Annotated in this window: 18 protein-coding genes and 2 pseudogenes; 12 read left to right on the plus strand and 8 right to left on the minus strand. The window is 72.8% G+C overall.

Annotated features, from left to right (window positions below; all coding sequences use genetic code 11):
• Positions 1–71: 71 nt before the first annotated feature.
• The 6 genes and pseudogenes from Aru02nite_RS37685 to Aru02nite_RS34290 form a co-directional block, all read left to right on the plus strand.
• Positions 72–431, plus strand: a pseudogene (locus Aru02nite_RS37685) (3-keto-5-aminohexanoate cleavage protein); the annotation flags it as partial.
• Positions 432–507: 76 nt separating this feature from the next.
• Positions 508–894, plus strand: a pseudogene (locus Aru02nite_RS37390) (3-keto-5-aminohexanoate cleavage protein); the annotation flags it as partial.
• Positions 895–947: 53 nt separating this feature from the next.
• Complete coding sequence (locus Aru02nite_RS34275) at positions 948–1877, plus strand: carbohydrate ABC transporter permease (RefSeq protein WP_203664565.1); 930 nt, start codon at positions 948–950, stop codon at positions 1875–1877.
• Positions 1878–1881: 4 nt separating this feature from the next.
• The gene (locus tag Aru02nite_RS34280; protein ID WP_203664566.1) at positions 1882–2712 is read left to right on the plus strand and encodes a carbohydrate ABC transporter permease; all 831 of its coding nucleotides are present in this window, start codon (positions 1882–1884) and stop codon (positions 2710–2712) included.
• A 40-nt stretch (positions 2713–2752) separates the two neighbouring features.
• On the plus strand, positions 2753–3832 hold the full coding sequence (locus tag Aru02nite_RS34285) for a Gfo/Idh/MocA family protein (RefSeq protein WP_203664567.1): 1080 nt from the start codon (positions 2753–2755) through the stop codon (positions 3830–3832).
• A 13-nt stretch (positions 3833–3845) separates the two neighbouring features.
• Positions 3846–4697 carry a fumarylacetoacetate hydrolase family protein gene (locus tag Aru02nite_RS34290; RefSeq protein ID WP_308446294.1) on the plus strand — a complete coding sequence of 284 codons (852 nt, stop codon included), beginning with the start codon at positions 3846–3848 and terminating at the stop codon, positions 4695–4697.
• Positions 4698–4739: 42 nt separating this feature from the next.
• On the opposite strand, the gene Aru02nite_RS34295 is transcribed toward Aru02nite_RS34290, so the two are convergent.
• Positions 4740–5279, minus strand: a complete 540-nt coding sequence (locus tag Aru02nite_RS34295; RefSeq protein WP_203664570.1) for a class IV adenylate cyclase — start codon at positions 5277–5279, stop codon at positions 4740–4742.
• Positions 5280–5816: 537 nt separating this feature from the next.
• On the opposite strand from Aru02nite_RS34295, the gene Aru02nite_RS34300 reads away from it, so the two are divergent.
• Positions 5817–7127 carry an SGNH/GDSL hydrolase family protein gene (locus Aru02nite_RS34300; RefSeq protein ID WP_239077135.1) on the plus strand — a complete coding sequence of 437 codons (1311 nt, stop codon included), beginning with the start codon at positions 5817–5819 and terminating at the stop codon, positions 7125–7127.
• A 28-nt stretch (positions 7128–7155) separates the two neighbouring features.
• On the opposite strand, the gene Aru02nite_RS34305 is transcribed toward Aru02nite_RS34300, so the two are convergent.
• The 3 genes from Aru02nite_RS34305 to Aru02nite_RS34315 form a co-directional block, all read right to left on the minus strand.
• Entirely contained in the window at positions 7156–8712 is a 1557-nt protein-coding gene (locus Aru02nite_RS34305; protein WP_203664571.1) for an Hsp70 family protein, read from the minus strand.
• A 52-nt stretch (positions 8713–8764) separates the two neighbouring features.
• On the minus strand, positions 8765–9061 hold the full coding sequence (locus Aru02nite_RS34310) for a chorismate mutase (RefSeq protein WP_203664572.1): 297 nt from the start codon (positions 9059–9061) through the stop codon (positions 8765–8767).
• Between the two features lie 369 nt (positions 9062–9430).
• Positions 9431–9928: a GNAT family N-acetyltransferase gene (locus Aru02nite_RS34315; RefSeq protein ID WP_203664573.1), complete on the minus strand. Its 498-nt coding sequence runs from the start codon at positions 9926–9928 to the stop codon at positions 9431–9433.
• Positions 9929–10031: 103 nt separating this feature from the next.
• Between Aru02nite_RS34315 and Aru02nite_RS34320 the strand changes: the two genes are divergently transcribed.
• A complete protein-coding gene (locus Aru02nite_RS34320; RefSeq protein WP_203664574.1) occupies positions 10032–10916 on the plus strand; it encodes an aminoglycoside phosphotransferase family protein in 885 nt (294 codons plus the stop codon).
• 100 nt (positions 10917–11016) lie between these two features.
• On the opposite strand, the gene Aru02nite_RS34325 is transcribed toward Aru02nite_RS34320, so the two are convergent.
• Positions 11017–11457 carry a VOC family protein gene (locus tag Aru02nite_RS34325; protein ID WP_239077136.1) on the minus strand — a complete coding sequence of 147 codons (441 nt, stop codon included), beginning with the start codon at positions 11455–11457 and terminating at the stop codon, positions 11017–11019.
• Positions 11458–11737: 280 nt separating this feature from the next.
• Between Aru02nite_RS34325 and Aru02nite_RS34330 the strand changes: the two genes are divergently transcribed.
• Positions 11738–12568: an aldo/keto reductase gene (locus Aru02nite_RS34330; RefSeq protein WP_203664576.1), complete on the plus strand. Its 831-nt coding sequence runs from the start codon at positions 11738–11740 to the stop codon at positions 12566–12568.
• A 27-nt stretch (positions 12569–12595) separates the two neighbouring features.
• Here Aru02nite_RS34330 and Aru02nite_RS34335 read toward each other — a convergent pair whose 3' ends face one another.
• Complete coding sequence (locus Aru02nite_RS34335) at positions 12596–13549, minus strand: AraC family transcriptional regulator (protein ID WP_239077144.1); 954 nt, start codon at positions 13547–13549, stop codon at positions 12596–12598.
• 194 nt (positions 13550–13743) lie between these two features.
• Here Aru02nite_RS34335 and Aru02nite_RS34340 point away from each other — a divergent pair, with 194 nt between their 5' ends.
• The gene (locus tag Aru02nite_RS34340; RefSeq protein ID WP_203664578.1) at positions 13744–14061 is read left to right on the plus strand and encodes an EthD family reductase; all 318 of its coding nucleotides are present in this window, start codon (positions 13744–13746) and stop codon (positions 14059–14061) included.
• A 171-nt stretch (positions 14062–14232) separates the two neighbouring features.
• Positions 14233–15144: an aminoglycoside phosphotransferase family protein gene (locus Aru02nite_RS34345; protein ID WP_203664579.1), complete on the plus strand. Its 912-nt coding sequence runs from the start codon at positions 14233–14235 to the stop codon at positions 15142–15144.
• 30 nt (positions 15145–15174) lie between these two features.
• Here the strand turns inward: Aru02nite_RS34345 and Aru02nite_RS34350 are convergent, their stop codons facing one another.
• Together Aru02nite_RS34350 and Aru02nite_RS34355 are read right to left on the minus strand one after the other, a co-directional pair.
• Positions 15175–16650, minus strand: coding sequence for a family 43 glycosylhydrolase (locus tag Aru02nite_RS34350; protein ID WP_239077137.1), 1476 nt, complete (start codon positions 16648–16650; stop codon positions 15175–15177).
• 98 nt (positions 16651–16748) lie between these two features.
• Positions 16749–17633: a LysR family transcriptional regulator gene (locus tag Aru02nite_RS34355; protein ID WP_203664580.1), complete on the minus strand. Its 885-nt coding sequence runs from the start codon at positions 17631–17633 to the stop codon at positions 16749–16751.
• Between the two features lie 90 nt (positions 17634–17723).
• On the opposite strand from Aru02nite_RS34355, the gene Aru02nite_RS34360 reads away from it, so the two are divergent.
• Positions 17724–18542 (plus strand): aldo/keto reductase, encoded by an 819-nt coding sequence (locus Aru02nite_RS34360; protein WP_203664581.1) that lies wholly within the window; start codon positions 17724–17726, stop codon positions 18540–18542.
• The last annotated feature ends 168 nt before the right edge of the window (positions 18543–18710 follow it).

Below are 18710 nucleotides of genomic sequence, written 5' to 3' on the forward strand. Positions count from 1 at the left end.
AACAAGCCTTGGACAAGGTCATCATCACCGTCACCGTCGACAGCTCCATGTCGTACCCGGGGTTCGCGGGGATGCCGCCGATCGACCAGGTCGACGCCGTCGCCGACGAGTACGTGCGGGCCATCGACTCGGGCGCGAGCCTTGTCCACCACCACGGTGTGCACTACCTGGAGGACACGATCCAGGAGGACGGGCGGCAGCTGTCCCGTACCGACTTCCAGGGGTGGGCGGACCTGACGAACCTGATCCGGTCGCAGCGCGACGCGATCATCCAGTTCGGGATCGCCAGCGCCCGGCTGGAGGAGAAGGTCGAGCTGATGAAGCTCGACCCGGAGATGATGTCGTTCGCGTTCAACGTGCACGACGAGTACTTCCGGCCCGACCCGGCGTACCCGGCGAACGAGCAGTACGCGATCCACCCGCGGTCGGAGCTGGAGGCGTTCTCCGCCGCCGCGCTGGAGCACGGCGTCAAGCCGGAGATCGAGTGCTTACAGCGGCGCGTTCTGGAACCTGGAGTACATCCGGGACAAGGGGCTGCTGGAGAACCCGGTGTGGGCGACGCTGTTCCTCGGCTGGCCGGGCGGGGCGTGGACCCCGCCGACCCCGGATTCGTTGCTGCACCTGACGAAGCACGTACCGGAGAACGTGAACTGGAACGTCAGCGTGATGAACTCCCGGCAGCAGTGGCGGCTGCTCGCGCTCGCCCTGGCCACCGGCGGGCACGTCCGCGTCGGCTGGGAGGACAACCCGTACCTGCCGGACGGCCGGCCGTCGCGGTCCAACGCCGAACTCGTCGACGAGGTCGTGAAGCTGGCGCACCTGATGGGGCGCGAGCCGGCGACCGCCGCCGAGGCCCGGGAGATCATCGGCCTGCCGGCGCGGCAGCCGAAGTGACGACGAGGAACGGGCCCGGGCGGACCACGGCCCCGAACTGACGGAGTGATCGCGTGACTGTCGCAGCGGCCGAGACGAGGCCGGCACCGGCCGGGACGGCGACCCGGCGGACGGGCCGGAAGCGGTACGACGGCGCCATGCCGTACCTGCTGGTCCTGCCCGGGCTGGCGTGCTACGCGCTGTTCGTGCTGAGCCCGATCGTGCAGACGGTCGAGCTGTCGTTCCAGCGGACCGACGGCCTGACGACGCCGGTGTGGGTGGGGCTGCGCAACTTCACCGACATCCTGACCGACCCTCAGCAGCTGGCGTCCTTCGCGGTGTCGCTGGCGATGGTGTTCTTCACCTGCCTGCTGCCGGTGGCGGTCGCGCTGGCGCTCGTCGGCCTCATCGCCCGCACCCGGGTCCGCGGCCTGAGCGTCCTGCGCTTCCTGTACTTCCTGCCGTACACGGTGGCGTTGGCGGTCGTAGCGATCGCCTGGCGCTGGCTGTACGCGACGGACGGGTCGATCAACGAGATCGTCGGCGCCGTGTTCGGGCACGGCGCGGTGACCGACTACCTCGGCAACTTCGACCTCGCGCTGCCGGCGCTCGGCGTCGTCGGCTTCTGGGCCACCTTCGGGTACGTCACGGTGCTGCTGCTGTCCGGCACGCAGCACGTGTCCCGCGAACTGTACGAGGCGGCCCGGATGGACGGCGCCGGGCCGCTGCGGGAGTTCTTCGTGGTGACGCTGCCCGGCGTACGGCAGGAACTGCGGGTCGCGCTGGTGATGACGTTCATCATGGCGATGCGGACGTTCGACCTGCCGCTGATGACGACCTCCGGCGGCCCCGGGTACACGACGACCACGCCGTCGCTGCTGATGTACCAGGACGTGTTCGAGAACGGGAAGGTCGGCTCCGGTGCCGCGATCGCGGTGCTGCTCACGCTGGTGATGGTCGTCGGCGTCGTGCTGATCAACCGCACCATGTCAGCGAAGGACTGAACCGATGGTCTCCCGGCACGAGAAGCTGCTCACGTACGTGGTGCTCTACCTGTTCGCGCTGTTCGCCGCGTACCCGTTCATCTCGACGATCCTGGTGGCGTTCAACGCGCCGGACTCGTCGGCGAGCGGGCTGGGCATCCCGTCCCCGTGGTCGGTGCGCAGCTTCGTCGAGACGTGGACGAACGCGAACGCCGGCATCGGCCGGTCGCTGCTCAACAGCCTGATCCTGGCCGGCGTGGTCGTCCCCGTCTCGGTGCTGCTGTCGATCTTCACCGGGTACGCGTTCGGCTCGATGCGGTTCCGCTTCTCGAAGGCGCTGTACGGGCTGATCATCTTCGGCCTGATGGTGCCGTACGAGGCGACGATCATCCCGCTGTACTACGAGTTCCGGCAGTACGGGCTGCTCGACACGTACTGGGCGATGATCCTGCCGGACATCGCCGGGTCGTTGCCGTTCGGCACGTTCTGGATGACGGCGTTCTTCCGGTCGTTCCCGCGGCCGCTGCTGGAGTCGGCGCGGATGGACGGGGCGTCGCGCTGGACGGTGCTGTGGCGCGTCGTGGTGCCCACCGCGGGCGCGCCGATCTTCACGCTGGCCACGATCCTGTTCATCTGGACCTGGAACAACCTGCTGCTGGCGATCGTGATGATCTCCAACCCGAAGCTGCAGATGGCCCCGGCCGCGCTGAACTTCTTCGTCGGCCTCCAGTACGGCAGCAACTACCAGTTCACCTGCGCCGCGGCGATCATCGTCGCCCTGCCGGTGATGATCATCTACTACCTGCTCCAGCGCCGGTACGGCTCCGACGTACTCGCCGGCGCCGTCAAGGGCTGACCCGCACCAGCGCCGAACTCCGACCAACCACGAGGTACCCATGGACAACCGCAAGCCCCGGATCGGCATCGCCGGCCTCGGCCTCATCGCCCGCACACACGCCACCGCGTACCGGAACCTGGCGGGCTCGGTGGAACTCGCGACGGTCTGCGACACGAACGCGGAGACCGCGGCGGCGTTCGCGGCGGAGTTCGGCGGGCGGCCGACGACCGACCTCGACGCGATGCTCGCCGACCCCGACATCGACGTCGTCGACCTGATCCTGCCGCACTTCCTGCACCACGACGCCGCGACGAAGGCCCTGCGCGCCGGCAAGCACCTGCTGCTGGAGAAGCCCGTCGCCCCCACGTACGAGGCGGCGGTGGACATCTACCGCACCGCGCAGGACGCCGGCACGCACTTCATGGTCGCGGAGAACACCCGTTACATCGCCGCGTACCAGGCGGTGCACGAGCTGCTGCGCGACGGCGCCATCGGCGAGGTGCTGCACGTACGCACCGAACTGCGGTCCAACGAGAAGCAGCACCTGTCCGAGCCCGGCAACTGGCGCACGAAGTACGAGCTGGGTGGCGGCCTGGTGCTCGACACGGGCGCGCACTCGTTCTACCTGATCTCGTGGCTGCTCGGGGAGTTCGCCGAGCTGCGCGGCGTCGGCCGGAAGCTGTTCGGGCTGCCCAACGAGATCGAGGACACCGCCGACGTGTACGGCAGCCTGAAGAGCGGCGCGCACTTCGCCTGCACGTTCACGTCGATCTCGGAGATCCCGCACAGCGAACGGCTCGAACTGTTCGGTACCAAGGGCGGCATCGTCCTCGACCAGATGTCCGACCCGGTCGTCAAGCTCTACCAGGGCGACCACGACTTCTCCGGTACCGTCGTCGACTCCGTACCGTTCGGGCCGGACGCCTGGCGGCCCGGCGGGTGGCACTTCGAGTCCGTCCTGACCGAGGTCACCGACTACGTGACCGCGCTGCTCGCAGGCCACCCGCCGCTCATCGACTCCCGCGACACCGTGTACGCGCTGCGCATCGTGGACGCCGCGTACGAGTCGATCCGGAGCGGTGCGCAGGTGTCGCTGGCCGACGTGACGCGCGCGGACATCGCGCCGGCCGGGCGGTGACGGCGTGCGGCTGATGCGGATCGGCGCGGCCGGCCGGGAACGCCCGGTCGTGCGCGTCGACGCCGACCACTACGTCGACGTGTCCGACCGGTTCGGCGACTACGACGCAGCGTTCTTCGCGTCCGGCGGGATCGCCGAAGCCCGCGCACTGGCCGCCGAACGCGTCGCGGCCGGTGCCGTGTCGGCGTTCGGCGGCGTACGGATCGGGGCGCCGATCGCGCGGCCGCACCAGATCCTGTGCGTCGGACTCAACTACGCCGACCACGCCGCCGAGACCGGCCAGGCCGTACCGGCCGAGCCGATCCTGTTCACCAAGGCGCCCAACACCCTCATCGGCCCGTACGACGACGTCCGGATCCCGCGCGGCAGCAGCCGTACCGACTGGGAGGTCGAACTCGGCATCGTCGTCGGCACCCGCGCCTCCTACCTCGACAGCGACGAGCAGGCGCGCGCCGCGATCGCCGGGTACGTGCTCGTCAACGACGTCAGCGAACGCGAGTTCCAGAACGACCGCGGCGGCCAGTGGGTCAAGGGGAAGTCGGCCGAGACGTTCAACCCGGCCGGCCCGTGGCTCGCCACCCCGGACGAGATCGGCGACGTGCGCGCGCTGTCGCTGTGGCTCGACGTCGACGGCGTACGCCGGCAGGACGGCACCACCGCCACCATGATCTTCGACCCGGTGTACCTGGTGCGCTACATCAGCCAGTTCATGGTGCTCGAACCGGGCGACCTCATCAACACCGGCACCCCACCCGGCGTGGGGCTCGGCATGACCCCACCGACGTACCTGGTGCCGGGCAACGTGCTGCGGCTCGGCATCAGCGGGCTGGGGGAGCAGCGCCAGACCGTCGTCGGCCCCCGCTGAGCCGTGCCGGTCTCGTTGCGGCGCAACCGATCCGACCCTGGGTCAGGGGAACCGGAGGTCGGCGATCGCGTGCAGGTCGATGCCGTACCGGTGGTAGACCTTCGTGGTGTTGACCGACGTGAGGCGGGCCCGGTCGTACCCGAGCGCCTCAGCGGCGGCCCACACCTGCGGCTCGTCGTCCGCCTCGATCTCCAGGTACGGCGGGATCAGCGGCCACTCGTCCACCTCCAGGCGCACCCCGCCGAGCACGTACGAGGTGCGCCGGTTCTCCTGGTAGCCGCGCGGCGTCAACCCGACGAGGCCGAGCAGGGCGTGCGTCTCCGCGAAGTCGTCGACCACCACCTCCGTCTCGTACGTGCCGTCGACCGCGTCGGTGGAGATCTGCTTGACGCACAGCGTCGTCACGGTGCCGGTGTCCCGCAGGCGTACCCACCGGCCGGGGACCACCGGGACGGTGTCGTAGACGTACCGGCGCATCAGCCGCGGTCCGGACCGGCGCACCCCGCCCGCCGCGAGGATGCGCCGCTCCGTCTCCGCCGGGTCGACGTCCAGGACCTTCGCCTCGAACTCGATGCCTGCCATACGTCTCCGTCCGGGTGGGTGCCGCTCGCCGCGACATGATCGCGCATCACCCGGACCGCCGTCCGGGCCGGTGCCCGGTCGTCCGCGCGGAGGTCTTGCGTGCCACGCGCGTCCGCGCCGCGGTCGTCGGTGCCCCGGTCGTCCGCGCGGCGGTGAGCCCGCTCGTCCGCGCCGCGGTCGTCGGTACCACGGTCGTCCGCGCCGCGGTGGGCCCGATCGGCGCCGCCACCGTCGGCCCGGTGGTACGAGGTGGCTCGACGCCGTCGGCCCGGCCGCGCGTGCTGCGGACGGCCTTTGACCGGCGCGTTCGACCCGCGCACCCGTGACGTGCGGGGGACCGGGAGTCCACCGAAGCGACGGCTCACCGGCCCCGGCGACCGGGCTGGCCTGGCCTGGTGCGGACAGGTGGGCATCGATGTCGGTAGCCTCCTTCCGGAACGCGCCGCCGACGGTGTCGTGGGGACGAATGCCCCGTCCCGCGGCGGCGCGGGGTCGGATGTCCGGAGCCCGTCGCCCGGGAAACGTTGGAGGAGCACCGTGTCGTTGCTGCACAAGGTGAACAGGCGCGTCGCGGCGATCGCCACCGTGGTCGCCGTGGCCACCGCCGTACTGCTGGTCGTGGCGCTGACCGTACCGAGGACGGCGGACGCGAAGCCACGGCGCGACGACACCGGCGGTCACGGCGCCGGCAACCCGGGCTGGGTGGCGACGTGGGCGGCGAGCCCGCTGAGCGGTGCAACCACGTCGTTCGCCGACCAGACGGTCCGCAACGTCATCTACACCAGCGTCGGTGGCAGCCAGGCCCGCATCCGGCTGAGCAACCGGTACGGCACCCAGCCGGTGACCATCGACGCCACCACCGTCGGCGAGGTACTCAACGGGGCGCACCTGCTTCCCGGTTCGACGCGCGCCGCGACGTTCGCCGGCCGTACGTCGGTCACCATCCCGGTCGGCGGCGAGGTCGTCAGCGACCCGGTACGCATGCAGGTGTCGGCACTCACCGAACTCGCCGTCGACGTCTACCTGCCGGCCCCGACCGGACCCGCCAACTACCACGCGCTCGCCTGGCAGACCAACTACGTCGCGGCCGGCGACCACGCGGGCGACGTTGCCGGCGATCCCTTCACCACCAAGGTCTCCTCCTGGTACTACGTCGACGGCGTCGACGTGCGCAACCCGCCGACGCCCGGTACGGTCGTGGCGTTCGGCGACTCGATCACCGACGTCGGGCACACCCAGGTCGACGCGGAGGCCCGGTGGCCCAACTACCTCGCGCGTCGCCTGACCGCCGCGTACGGGAAGAAGGCGCCTGCGGTGGTGGACGCGGGCATCAGCGCCAACCGGGTCCTGCACGACACGGCGGGCGGCGGAGCGAGTGCCCTGACGCGGTTCCAGCGCGACGCGCTGGACCAGCCGGGTGTCCGGGCCGTGATCCTGCTCGAAGGCATCAACGACATCGGCCGGACGGACCCGACCGCGACCGCGGCCGAGATCGAGGCCGGATACCTCCGGCTGGTACGGGCCGCGCACGCCGCCGGGGTCAAGATCTACGTCGGTACCCTGACGCCGTTCTCCGGCGCCAACTGCGTCTACCACAACAACTACGGCACCGCCGCGGGCGAGGCGGAGCGGGTGCGCGTCAACCGCTGGATCCGGTCCAGCCACGCGTTCGACGGTGTCGTGGACTTCGACACGGTCACCGCGAACCCGAAGGCACCCGAGTACTTCCGCCCGTCGTACAACGCGACGGGCGGTGCCACGTGCTCCGTCGGCGACAGCCTGCACCCGAACGACCTCGGCTCGGAGGCGATGGCCGACGCGATCCCCCTCGCCTGGTTCACCCGCTGACGCTTTCCCTTGGTACCAAAGGAAAGCGTCACGGTCGGTCCGGGGTGCGGCGGAACCCGCGCCAGGAGGCCGGACCGCCGATCGCGAGGGCGGTCGCCACGAGCGCCAGGCCGGCCACCGCCGCCGCCCACGTCCCGGCACCCAGCGACACCCGCGTGTACTCGGCCCGGCACCACAGCGCGACGAAGCCGGTGCCCAGCAGGCCGAGTACGGCACCGGCGCCTCGTACGATGCGCTGCGCGCGGGGCGGCAGCACCACGGCCGGCGCGAGCACGAGTACGGAGAGGAGCGCCGTGGCCAGGTAGGCGGTGACGACGTGGCTTCCCCGGTCCACGCCCGGCCACGTGACCCACTGCCAGCCTGGCAGCCCGATCCACCCGCCGAACACCGAGACGAGGTACGCGACGAGCGCCGTCGTACCGAGGATCGCGGCGGCCACTGGGCGGGCGGCCGACGTGATCGGAGAAGGCTGGGGCAGTGGAGGAAGCGGCGCGGGGCCGGGATCCGGCTCGGTGGGGCCGGACACGACCACCGTGGTCGGGGCCGGCGGCGCGGCGAGGGCGCCGTCGGCGACGACGAGTTCGGGCTGCTCGGTGAGGATCGGCGCCACGCCGAGGTGCCGGTGCAGCATCGTGGCGACCAGCGGCATCCGGCTCGCGCCGCCCACCAGGTAGAGCGGGCCGGGCGGCGGGACCGGCAGGCCGGCCGCGGCGATCGTGGCGCGGGTGAGCCGGACCGTGCGGGCGATCAGCGGTTCGGCCACGGCGTCGAGCTGTTCCCGGCTGATCGGCGCGTCCACGTCGAGCCACGGCAGGTGCACGAACGTCTGCGCGGTGCGCGACAGCATCTCCTTCGCACCGCGGACGTCCTCGGTGAACCTGCGCCGCTCGCGCCGTCCCGCGGCGTCGGTGGGATGCCGAAACCGTTGCCACGCACCAGGATCCCGCTGGCCGTACTGCGCCGCCAGGTACGCCACGATCGCCGCGTCGACGTCCAGCCCGCCGGCGTCGACCAGGCCGTCGGTGGCGAGGACCCGCCCGTCCTGCACCACGGACACGTCGGCGGTACCGGCGCCCAGGTCGTACACGACGGCCGGGCCGGCCGCCACCGCACCGTCCGTACCGAAGAAGCGCGCCGCGGCGACCGGCTCGGGGACCAGCTCGACCGTCGGGAACCCGGCGGCCGCCGCGGCCCGCGTCACCAGCCCGCGCCGGTGCGCGCCCCACCCCGCCGGGTACGTGAGGACCACCCGGTCCGGCTCGCCGGCGACGACGCGCCGTACCTCCTGCGCCACCCGGCCGAGTACGGCGGCGAACAGGTCGGCCACCGGCACCTCGGCGCCGAGCAGTACGGTGCCGTCGTCGACCCGCAGCTTCGGGTTGGGCTCGAACCGCTCCGGCGCCAGCTGCGCCGCATGCAGCGCGTCGCGGCCGGTCAGCAGCGCGCCGCCGGCGTCCGCGCACACCGCGGACGGCAGCAGCGGCGACCCGTCGAACAGCACCGCGGTGACCCGCCCGTCGGGCCGGCGCAACGCCGCCACCGTGCTCGACGTACCGAAGTCGACCGCCAGCGTCCAACCCGTCATGGCCCCACCCTATGGACCACCGCCAAGCCGGCACCGGCGCCGCGGCAGCGGGTCAACGCTCGGCGGTACGCCGGGCCTGTTCGGTCATCTCCAGGTCGACGAACGCCCCGATCATCGCGCGCCAGACCGCCTCGGCGACGGTGGGGTCCAGGCCGGCGGCCGCGGCCCGTTCCCGGGCCAGCGCGACGACCCGGGCGACCCGGTCCGGGGCACGCACCGCCTGCGCATCCGCCTTGAACGCCGCCGCGGCCCGGACCAGGGACTGGCGGTCCGCCAGCAGCCGGATCAGGTCGGCGTCGATCGCGTCGATCCGCGTACGGACCTCGGTCAGCGTCGTCGGGTCGGCCATCCGCCGATGATCGCAAGCAACCGTGCCGTCCCGCCAGCGACGATGATCACAGGTGGTCGCGCCGGGCGGGGTCAGGACGCGGGGACCGGCCACAGGCGACCTCCGCGAGTTGGTCGCCCCGTAGCCACGCCGACCGGGTACCCCGGCGGGTTTCGACGCGCGGAGGTCGGGGGTCGGCTCCAGCCGTACGACGGTCTGGCCGCGGACCCGGCTGCTGTCGCGGAACCCGGGCGGTGCCGGTGCCTGGCGTCGGCGACGGGGCCCGCCCGGTGCGCCACCGCCGAACGGGTGGGCGGCGACTTTCGGCGCCACAGCAGGGAAACAGCCGCGTGGACCGACCCGCCCGTACCACCGGCCGAGGGCGGGACGCTACTGGCGCGGGAACGTGATCTCGTAGTAGCGGACCTTCTCGTCGGAGCGGACGTGGCGCATCCCGGCGCCGTGCATGACCCGCTGGGAGGCCACGTTGTCGTGGTCGGCGTCGCCGCGGACCGTACGGGCGCCCGCCGACCTGGCGACGGCGAGCAGCGCGTGCAACGCCTCCGTCGCGTACCCGTGGCCGCGCGCGGACCCGACCACCCCGTACCCGATGGTGACGGCGCCGTGTTCGTCCGGCGGTCGGTGGAAGCAGAGGCCGCCGATCGCCGTACCGTCGTCACGGAGCCGGATCTCGTAGCCGCCGAACGGGGTGGGATCGCCGGCCGTGGCGCAGAGTTCGAGGAGGTCGCGGGCGTCCTTGCGGTCACCGTCGGTCGGGTAGTCGGCGGCCCACCGGTCCGCGGTGGTGGGCTCGGCGGCGGCCACACGTTCGGCCTCGGCGACCGTGAGCGGGTGCAGGACCAGCCGCTCGGTGCGTACGTCGGTCACGACCGTGTGCCTACCACCGCCCAGGCCGGGCGGCATCCGTTTTCCGCCGCGCGGAGGCGTTTCCCGGTGGCGGCGGCCGGCGCCGGACGGCAGGCTCGACACCATGACGGTCGTCGTACCCGGTGGGCTCGGTCGTGCGGTCCGGCTGCGGGAGGGGGAGCGCGGGCGGCGCTGGCTGGACGGCCTGCCGGCGCTGGTCGAGCGCGTCCTGCGGGCCTGGCGGTGCCGGCCCGACGGCGCGGTCGGCCACGGTCAGGTCGCGATCGTCGTTCCGGTACGGTCCGTCCGGCACGGCCCCGCGGTACTGAAGATCTCGTACCCGTCCGCGCGGACTCGGCACGAGGTCCGCGCCCTGCGCAGCCTCGACGGTCGCGGCGCCGTCCGGGTGTACGCCGTGGACGAGGCGTCGCACGCGGTGCTGCTCGAACGGGCCGGCCCGGCGACGCTGGCCTCGGTGCCGTCGGCCGACCACGCGATCGAACTCGCCGGCGCGCTCGCGCGTACGCTCGCCGTGCCCGCGCCGCCGGGCGTACCCACGCTGGCCGGTACTACGGACGGGTGGGCGGACCAGCTCGACCGGCAGGTGGCGGCCGCGCCGGGGCTGGTACCGCCGGCGGTGGTCGACCGGGCGCGCGCCACGATTCGCCTGCTGCGCAACGACAGTACGGCCACGCTGATGCACGGCGACCTGCACTTCGGCAACGTACTGCGGGCCCGGCGCGAACCGTGGCTTGCCATCGATCCGTTGGGGTGGCGGGGAACCGCCGCGTACGACGCCTTCACCGTCGCCGCCGAACGCCCGGGGCAGCGGGACCTACGGGCCCGGATCCACCGGTACGCGGCGGCCGCCGGTGTCGACGCCGACCTCGCCCTTGCGTGCTGCCAGGCCCGCGCCACCAGCTCGTACCTGCACCAGCGCCGGACCGGTGGGCGCTGGTTCGACGACGACCTGCTGTACCGGCTGATGACCCTCGACCACCCGGCCTGACCGGCCACTTCCGCGCGCCGGCACCCGGCACCGCGTACCGGCGGCACGGCGCGTCCGGCCCGGACCGCGCCGCGCACAGCCTTGCCGACGGCTGGATCCGTCAGCCGAGCTGCTCGGCCAGCGCGACGATGATGCCCGCCGGACCGCGGACGTAGCAGAGCCGGTAGGCGTCGCCGTAGCGTACGACCTCGCCGATGAGTTCCGCGCCGTGTGCGCGCAGGCTGGCGACGGTCGCGTCGATGTCGTCGACGGTGAACATGACGCTGCGCAGGCCCAGTACGTTGCCCAGGGCGTTCGCCGGCTCGGGGCGGATCACCTCGGGGGCGTGGAACCTCGTCAGTTCGAGCCGGCCGGTACCGTCCGGGGTCCGCATCATCGCGATGGTGATGCGGACGCCGTCGAGCGCGTTGATCCGGTCCACCTCCGGCCCCTCGACCGGCGCCTCGCCCTCCAGTTCCATCCCGAGTACGACGAAGAACGCCTTGGCGGCGTCGAGGTCCTCGACGACGACGCTCACGTGGTCCATCCGCTGGATCGGCACGGTGCTGCTCCCTCCGGTGCGCGGCCTGTCGTGGCCACTGGTACACCCGGGACGACGCCGGCGCCGCGTTCTCGACACGTGGCCGGGTGGATTCGGCGAACGTCGCCGGGTCGGGCATCGCGGCCGTACCGGGCCGGAACGGCGCAGACGGCCGCCACGAGCGGGGCCCGCCGTTCGGGCGAGCGGCCGCGTTTCCGATCTCCTCGGCGGTACCGGTCTGGTGCAGTTGCTGACGGGCGGTGCCGTGCCGGTGGCGTCCGACGGGTGTGGGGAGAGTGCGATGAGCGACATCGGGTCGGCCGGCGGTCTCGTCCTGTCGACGGGGGCGCGGATCCCGCGGCTGGGGCTGGGCGTCTGGCAGGTACCGGACGGCGCGCGGTGCGAGCGGGCGGTGCGGTGGGCGCTGGAGGCGGGGTACCGACTGATCGACACCGCGCAGGCGTACGGGAACGAGACGAGTGTGGGGCGGGCGATCCGGGACAGCGGGGTGCCGCGCGAGGAGATCTTCCTGACCACGAAGTTCTACCCCGGGCGCCGGAACCCGTTGCGGGAGGCCGAAGCGAGCCTCCGCCGGCTCGGTACCGACCACGTCGACCTGTACCTGGTGCACTGGCCGCAGGGCGGGCCGACCCGGGCCTGGCCGGGCATGGAGGCCGCCCAGCGCGAGGGGCTGGCCCGCGCGATCGGGGTGTCCAACTTCGACCCGGCCGACCTCGCCGCGCTGAAGGCGGTGGCGCAGGTGCCGCCCGCGGTGAACCAGGTGCAGCTCAGCCCGTTCGAGTACCGGCGGGAGTTGATCGACGCGTGCGCGGCGGACGGGATCGTGGTGCAGTCGTACAGCCCGCTGGGGACCGGCCGGCACCTGTCCGACCGTACCGTCGGCGCCGTCGCGGCCCGGTGCGGCCGCAGCCCCGCGCAGGTGCTGATCCGCTGGGCCATCCAGAAGGGCCTGTCGGTACTGCCCAAGTCGGTGCACCGGGAGCGGATCGTCGACAACGCGGCGGTGTTCGACTTCGCCCTCGACGACGCCTCGATGGCCGAACTCGACGCCCTCGACCGGACCGGTACGACGTCGGAGGCACTGGCCGCGGAGCGGAAGTGGTGGCACTGAGCCAGCTCCGGCACCGGCTCGGCGCGGTCACGGCCGGGCGGACTGCCGCCACCGCGCGGGCGGCACGCCGTACCGGTTCTTGAACGCGCGGCTGAACGCCGCCTCCGACGTGTACCCGACGTTGCGCGCGATGAGCGCGACGGGCAGCGACGTGGTGCGGAGCAGGTCCGCGGCGGTGTCCAGCCGTACCAGCGCCAGGTACGTCGCCGGCGGCGTCCCGACCTGCGCGGCGAACCGTTCGGCGAACGCCGATCGGGACAGGTTGCACGCCCGGGCGAGGTCCTCGACCGCCCAGTCGCGGCCGGGGTGCCGGTGGATGGCGCTCAGGGCCGGGCCGGTCTGCGGGTCGAGCGCGCCGGCCAGCCAGTTCGGTTCGGCGTCCGGGCCGGCCGCCCACAGCCGCAGGATCTGGATGAACACCAGGTCGAGGATGCGGGCCACCATCACGGCCGAGCCCTGCGAGGGCGACCGCATCTCGACGACGAGCATCTTCCGGGCCACCTCCAGCCCTTCGAGCGCCGGGCCGCTGACGTCGCGCAGGACGATCACGGCCGGGAGGCTGCGGAGCAGGTGACTGGCCTGCGGGTCGCCGATCGCGAACGTTCCGCACAGCCAGCGCGCCGGAGCGCCGGCGGTACGGCCGGTGTCGCAGAGACGGTGCCCGTCGCCGCGCGGCAGCAGTACGACATCGCCGCGGGTCAGGTGCCTGGGATCCGGGTCGTTGTCGACGCGGAGCACCAGCTCACCCTCCTCGACGATGTGCAGGCTGCCCACCCCGGCGAACCCGATCGAGAACGCCGCCGGCGGCGCGTACGCGACGATCCGTTCCCCGCTCAGCCGTGCGCTGCGGAGCAGTTCCGAGAGCAGGTCGTCGGTCCGGCCACCGAGGTCGAGACCGAGCGCGGCCGGATCCGCGCTCTCGTCCCGGGTGCCGGCCGGTGACCCCGGACGATCGGCAAAGTCTCCCGGCGGTGCTGTCATGGTCACTGCCCACTCCTCTGCGTACGGTCGACAGGCAGTGAGCGGAGCCGCCGGCCGGACGGGTTTCCGTTGGTACGCGCCAGGTTTGCCGCGTGTCCACCGGTGGGCGGCGCGCCGCGCGGACGTTCGTGGAGATCGTCCGGCGGGATCCGCTCGCTCAAGTCGGACAAGGCTAGCAACCAGGAGAACCCAGCGTGACCGAGCACAACCCGACCAAGATCAGCTTCGTGTACTCCAACCCCACCGACCCCGACGCCTTCGAGGCCGCGTACCCCGACCAGCTCGCGCTGGCGCGTACGCTTCCCGGCCTGACCCGCCTGCAGGCGTCGAAGGTCTGGCCGAAGGAGGACGGCAGCCCGACCCCGGCGTACCGGCTGCTCGACCTGTACTTCGCCGACTACGCCGCGGCCAGCGCCGCCGCCGCGGAGGCCGGCCCCCTCGTCGCCGCGACCACGGAGCACGCGACCGGCGGCGTGGCGATCGCGTTCGCGGAGGTCGTCGAGGACGCGTGACCTCCGCGCGGGTCCGGGGGGCGCCCGGACCCGCGCCGGGTTCCCCGTCGTACCAACCGATCCCGGTTCGGTGGGCGGGGCGTCGGTGGAGCGACGCGCGTTGACGGTGGTCGTGGTGGCTGCGACCATCCGGAAGTCCCGACCGCGTACGACATCGCGAGGGGTTGCCTGGTGGACGCGCCCGATCTGCCGATCCACCGGTGGCTCGGCCGTACCGACGCGGAACGCCGCTGGCTGGCCGGTCTCCCGCGTCTGGTGGCCGAACTGGCAGACCGCTGGCAGGTGCGCACCGGTCCGCCGTTCACCACCGGTACGTCGTCGTGGGCGGCGCCCGGGGTGACGCCCGACGGCCAGCGGGTCGTACTCAAGGTCGCGTGGCCGCACCGCGAGGCCCGGTACGAGTCGGCGGCGCTGCGCGTGTGGGACGGTGCCGGGGCCGTCCGCGTCCTGCGCGCAGACGAGCCCCGGTACGCGATGCTCGTCGAACGGTGCCTGCCCGGGACGCCGCTGTCGCGTGCGGATCTGGGCTGGCAGCAGCGGCTGGCGGCGGCCGCGACGGTGCTCCGCCGGCTGTGGTCGGTTCCGGTACCGGCGGACGCGCCGTTCGAACACGTCGGTACGGTGACCGCCGAGTGGGCGGGGCTGGTACGGCAGCGGATGCGCCGGCACCGGCCGCCCTTCGACCCGGGGCTGGTGGAGCTGGGCGCCGAACTGCTGGAGTCGTTGCCGCGTACGGCGACGCGCACGGTGCTCGTGCACGGCGACGCCAACCCCGACAACCTGCTTGCCGCGCACCGCAGTCCGTGGCTGGCCATCGACGCCAAGCCGATGCTCGGCGACCCCGCCTACGACGCCCATCCGCTGCTCGCCCAACTGGCGCCGGCCCCGGCCGACTCGCCGGCCACGCTCGCCGGCCGGTACCGGATGTTCGCGGAGCTGGTGGGTGAGCCCGCCGAGCGGCTGCTGTGCTGGGCGCTGGCCCGTACGGTGGAGGGCGCCCTGTGGTCGGTGTCCCGCGACGACCGCCCCGCCGCCCGGGACGCGATGGCCCGGGCCGCGGCGCTCGCCCGCGCGACATCCTGAGTACTCCACCGCCCACTGTCCACAGTGGAGTCAGCCGTACACCTCGGCGCGGTCGATCTCGACGAGCGTGCCGGTGGACGACGCGTTGCGCTGGCCGGTGTTGCGTACCCGCAGGGTGTGGGTGCCGGGGGAGAGCGCCGGGCTGAGGTAGTTGAGCTGTTCGCCGGTGCGGTTGGCGGAGTACAGGTCGATGGTGGTCTCGGCGCCGCCGTCGACGGAGACCGCGGCGAGGCCGTAGTTGGTGTCGCGTACCGACAGCAGCGCGATCCGGGTGCCGGTGAACGTGAACGTGGCGGTGTCGCCGGCGTTCCCGGTCCAGTGGTCGTCGCCCCAGAAGCACTGGGTGCCGCACCCGGACCCGCTGGACCACGCCCCGGCGTACGTCACGGATCCGGTGCCGCTGCTGCGGTTGTCGTCGTTGATCCAGTACTGGGTGCTGCCGGGGTCGCCGGACGGCAGCGCCTGGGTGGCACCGGCCGCGAGCGGTACGCCGAAGTCGGGGCTGCCGTCGGCGCGGAACGTGATCCGCTGCGCCCGCGTCGTGCGGCCCTCGTACGTGTAGTTGGCGGTGTTCTTGGCGCCGTACACGATCCAGGTCTGGCTGCCGTCGGGCGAGGTGAAGAATCCGTTGTGGCCCGGGCCGTACACGCCGGTGGAGTCGTTGCGGCCGAACACCGGGCCGTCGTGCTGCACCCAGTTCGACGCGACCATCGGGTCCTTGCCGTCCGACAACGACTTCATCCACAGCTGGTAGTCGGGTTTGCCGGTGTCGCAGGAGGAGTACACCAGGTAGGTCGTCGAGCCGTGGTGCAGGAACTCGGGCGCCTCGCGTACCGTGTCGCTCGCACAGCCGGCCGCCGGCAGGTACACGGCGGGGCCGCTGACCGTCCACGGGTCGGACATCGGCGCGAGGTAGAGCGAGTTGTGCCCGGCCGCCGCGATGCTGGAGAAGCCGAGGTACAGCCGGCCGCCGAGCCGGAGCAGCGACGGGTCGATGGCCCACTGGTCCAGTCCGGGCGGCACCAGCTTCGCCTTCAGGTGGTACGGGCCGAGCGGGTCGGTGCCGGACGACTCCAGCACGTACAGCCGGTGGTGGTCGTCCACGCCGTCGTCGGCCGTGTAGTACACGTACCAGTGGCCGTCGACCAGGGAGAACTCGGGCGCCCAGAGCTGCTTGTTCCGGGACGGGTCGGTGTCGGTCCAGACCGTGGTGGCCGGCGCGGCGAGCAACTGGTTGAGCGAGCGCGCCTTCCAGATCCGGATCGCGTCGCCCTGCGTCGTCGACAGGTAGTAGTAGCCCTGGTACCAGGTCATGAACGGGTCGGGGCCGGGGTTGAGCGGGTTCCGGAACGTGGTCGACACCGCGGCGTGCCGGTGGACCGGCCGGGTCGTCATGGTGTGCCGCCTTTCCGGGCCGGTGGGCGTGGCGGTCGCGATGCCGGTGCTCGCGGCGGCCACCGCCACCGTCGCGGCCACCACCAGCGCCACCCGAAGCCGAAGCGACACGGCGCCTCCCCAGATCGGTTCGATGAGCCCGTTTACAACGTTGTACTAGAACCGCGACGGACTTGTACAGACCTTCGTCGGTTCGCCGGTGCGCGGGGTCAGTCGCGTACCGCGTCGCGCAGGGCGGCGAGCGCGGCGCGGATGGTGGGATGGCGTGCGGCGCCGGAACGCCAGACGGCGAACACCCGGCGGACCGGCGCCGGATGCACCGCCGCGAACCGTACGCCGTCGGGCACCGGGTCGCGGCCGAGCCGGGGTGTCAGCGCGATGCCGAGCCCGGCCGCGACCAGGGCCAGCTGGGTGCCGTGTTCGCCAGCGGTGTGCGCGATCGGCGCCCCCGGTACGGTCCGGCGCAACCAGTCGTGGCAGCGTTGCCCGTCGGCCCAGCTGATCCAGTCCTCCCCGGCGAGGTCGTCGAGTTCCACGGTGGCGTTGCCGGCGAACCGGTGCGTGGCCGGCAACGCCACGTCGAACACGTCGTCCAACAACCCGGTACGCCGCAACCCGGTCGGTACGGCCAGCGGAGCCTCCGGCCAGTCCTGTACGACGGCGAGGTCGACGTCGCCGCTGGCCACGCCCGGCACCGCGACGTCCGGCTCCTGCTCGGCGGTCCGTACGACGAGGCCGGGGTGCCGGGTGCGCAGGGCGCTCAGCGCGGTCGGCAGCAGGCCGCGGGCCGCGGTGGCGAACGCGGCGACCCGCAGCTCCCCGGCGACCGTGTACCGGTGGCGGGCCAGGTCGGCCTCGATCTCCTCCATGCGGGCGAGCAGGTCGCCGGCGTGCTCGGCCAGCAGTACCGCCGTGTCGGTGAGCCGTACGCCGCGGCCGTTGCGTTCCAGCAGGCGCTGCCCTACCTCCCGTTCGAGCCGGGCCATCTGCTGGGACACCGCCGAGGTGGTCACGTGCAGGTGGGCGGCGGCGCCGCGGACGGAGCCGGCGGTGGCGAGGGCGCGCAGGACGCGCAGCCGTTCGAGGCTGATCACGTAGCGATGCTACACGGTCAGGGGAAGAAGGTCTCGCTTGTCTTAACGATTCGCGGGCCGCAGGCTGGGGGCACGACGAAGGGAAGCACGATGACAGACACGTTCCTGCTCGGCGGCGACCTGCCCGTACGGCGGCTCGGGTTCGGCGCGCTGCGGCTGACCGGTCGGCCGGACGCCCGGCGTACCGCCTCGATCGCGGTGGCCCGGCGCGCCGTCGAGCTCGGCGTCACGCTGATCGACACCGCCGACTCGTACGACCTCGGCGACAACGAGACGCTGCTCGCCGAGGCGCTGCACCCGTACCCGGACGGTCTGGTGGTGGCGACCAAGGCCGGCCGCATCAACCTGGGCAGCGAGTGGTTCGACTGCGGGCGCCCCGAGTACCTGCGGCAGCAGGCGGAGCTGAGCCTGCGCCGGCTGCGGCTGCCGCGCATCGACCTGTTCCAGCTGCACCGGATCGACCCGGTGGTACCGCTGGCGGACCAGGCCGGCGCGCTGCGGCTGCTGCGCGACGAGGGCACGGTCCGGCACGTCGGGCTGTCGGAGGTGACGGTGGGACAGATCGAGGCGGTACGCCGGATCGTTCCGGTCGTCGCCGTGCAGAACCGGTACAACCTCGCCGACCGGCGCCACGACGACGTCCTCGCGTACTGCGAACGGCACGGCATCGCGTTCCTGCCGTGGCTGCCCGTCGCGCCCCGCACGCTCACGCCCGCCGCGTACGAGGTGGCCAAGCGGCACGGCGCCACGCCCGCGCAGGTGGCGCTCGCCTGGCTGCTGCACCGATCGCCGGTCGTGCTGCCGATCCCCGGTACGGGCAGCCTCGACCACCTGGCGGAGAACGTGGCCGCCGCCGGGTTGCGGCTGTCCGCCGACGACCTCGCGCTGCTCGACACCGGCCTCGGCTGAGCCGCAGCCGGCCGTCCGACTGTGTGCAATGCCGTGCAACGCCTGGAACTCCGCCCAGCGGCATTGCCACACATGCACCTCTCGGGCAGTTCCGACATGGCCGAGTGCGCCGCGCAACTCGTCCGGTGGCCGCGGGCGCCGCACGACACTCCGGTCGATGCGCCCGGC

This window comes from Actinocatenispora rupis (genome assembly GCF_016861975.1).
GTDB lineage: Bacteria > Actinomycetota > Actinomycetes > Mycobacteriales > Micromonosporaceae > Actinocatenispora > Actinocatenispora rupis.